Consider the following 1,242-nt stretch of genomic DNA (forward strand, 5'->3'; position numbering starts at 1 on the left):
TCCGCCTTGCGATCGCACGCACCAGACGCCGTGCGCCCCACCCTTCGGGCGGACGACGGTACTTTCGAAACACGCCCTAGGTTCTGTCCGGTCGATCATGTCCGGAGCCAGATGATGGTTGCTGCGACGGTGACGGTACCCAGGTAGACGTATGCGCGCTTGTCATACCTCGTGGACACGGCTCGGTAGTTCTTGAGCTTGTTGATCGCCCGTTCCACGGTGTTGCGCTTTTTGTACCGCTCCTTGTCGAAGCCGGGTGGTCGACCCCGTGCCCGGCCCCGGCGTACGCGGTTCACTGCCTGGTCGCTCTTCTCGGGGATGACGTGGCGGATGCCGCGTCGCCGCAGGTAGCGGCGGGTCCGGCGGTTGCTGTATGCCTTATCGGCGCTCACGCTGTCTGGTGTGGTGCGCGGGCGGCCCGGCCCGAGGCGAGGCACCCGAATGCGCTCCATGACCGGCTCAAACTGCGTGCAGTCCGCCCGCTGGCCAGCCGTCAGCAACAGTGAAAGCACGCGGCACCGACCGTCGGTACTCAGGTGGATCTTGGTGGTGAAGCCTCCTCGGGAGCGACCGAGCGCCTCACCTCCTGCACCACCTCCACCAGGCGGGCGCACAGTCTCTCCCATGGCCTTTCGCTCTGGTGTGTCATTGCCGCCGCCCCTTTTGACGCGGCGGGTGGCGGGGCCTTCCGGGCTCCGGCCGCATGCTGGTGGGCGCGGATCGAGGTGGAGTCAACCGAGAGGTCCCAGTCGATCCCACCGGCGGCATCGGCCTGGGCCTGCGCCTGCTGGAGCAGCCGTTCCCAGGTTCCGTCGGCCGACCAACGCCGGTGGCGCTCGTAGACGGTCTTCCACGGCCCGTAGCAGTCAGGCAGATCACGCCACTGCACCCCGGTCCGCACCCGGTGAAGGATGCCGTTGACCACCTGACGGTGATCGCGCCACCGCCCGCAGCGGTTGTTGCCTGTCGGCAGAAGCGGTTCCAGACGTCGCCACTCCGCCTCTGTCAGATCCCCTCGACCAGTCATACAAGAGCCAACGAATCAGTGGGCGGCATGGGTGCGCGGTCAGCACCTGCGATGCCACCACGCCAACTCCGGGTCTGCCATCGGCTCGTGATGCGTTCGCCTGAGGAGCACCACGTCCAGGCGCTCCACCTGCACCCGGAGTTCGCCGGCGGCCCTTGGCGGAAGCATGAACAGAGCGTCTTGCAGCTTGTCCCGGGCCCACGCCTCGCCGCAGC

The 1,242-nt window shown here is 67.4% G+C and carries 1 pseudogene; it reads right to left on the minus strand.

What is annotated here, in order from left to right:
* Positions 1-95 precede the first annotated feature (95 nt).
* Positions 96-1,027, minus strand: a pseudogene (locus ACFXKA_RS42980) (IS5 family transposase).
* Positions 1,028-1,242 lie beyond the last annotated feature (215 nt).

This window comes from Nocardia sp. NPDC059228, assembly GCF_042754245.1.
Taxonomy (GTDB): domain Bacteria; phylum Actinomycetota; class Actinomycetes; order Mycobacteriales; family Mycobacteriaceae; genus Nocardia.